The following is a 554-nucleotide window of genomic DNA, read 5'->3' as shown; positions in this document are numbered from 1 at the left end:
TCTGGGAGAGGTCGGCCGGGGTCATCAGGACCACGCTGACCGGGGAGTCCTCCCCTTCCAGTTCCTTGACCTGAACCGCGGCCTTGTCGACCACGGTATCGGCGATCTGGCGTGCCTGGTCAGCACTGTCCGCACTGGCCGTCACATTGATGGTCAGGGCGTTGGTGGCATTGGAGGCGGTCAGGCGCCCGGCCAGCTCGGTCGGTGTCGTGTTCAGCTTGAGCTGGTCGATGACAGCCTGCGCGACAGTCTGGGAGGTGAAGACGGGTACGAAGGCCTTGACCTTCTGCGTCGCCAGCTGGGAGGCGTTGTAATAGGCATTGGCTGAGGCATCGGTGCCGTCATCGCTGGGCACGGTCACACGCACGTAGGCGGTGGAGCTGGCCGTGTACTGAGTCGGAGTGACCTTGAGCAGGCCGAACGCCCCGACTCCTCCGATCAGCAGGCACACCAGGATCGTGCCCAGGTGACGTCGGGTGAGCTTGAGGAAGTCCTCCAGGGTCATGAAACCGTCCTGTCGTGATGGCTAGCCATGCGGGCCACGGTTTACGAGC

The 554-nt window shown here is 63.9% G+C and carries 1 protein-coding gene; it reads right to left on the bottom strand.

What is annotated here, in order from left to right:
* A partial coding sequence (locus FK530_RS25220; protein ID WP_231706805.1) for a YveK family protein occupies positions 1–505 on the bottom strand: 505 nt, incomplete at its 3' end.
* Positions 506–554: the final 49 nt, after the last annotated feature.

Source organism: Tsukamurella conjunctivitidis (genome assembly GCF_007858475.1).
GTDB lineage: Bacteria > Actinomycetota > Actinomycetes > Mycobacteriales > Mycobacteriaceae > Tsukamurella > Tsukamurella conjunctivitidis.
The sequence above is the reverse complement of the archived record's forward strand: the minus strand, read 5'-3'. Positions and strand labels throughout refer to the sequence as shown.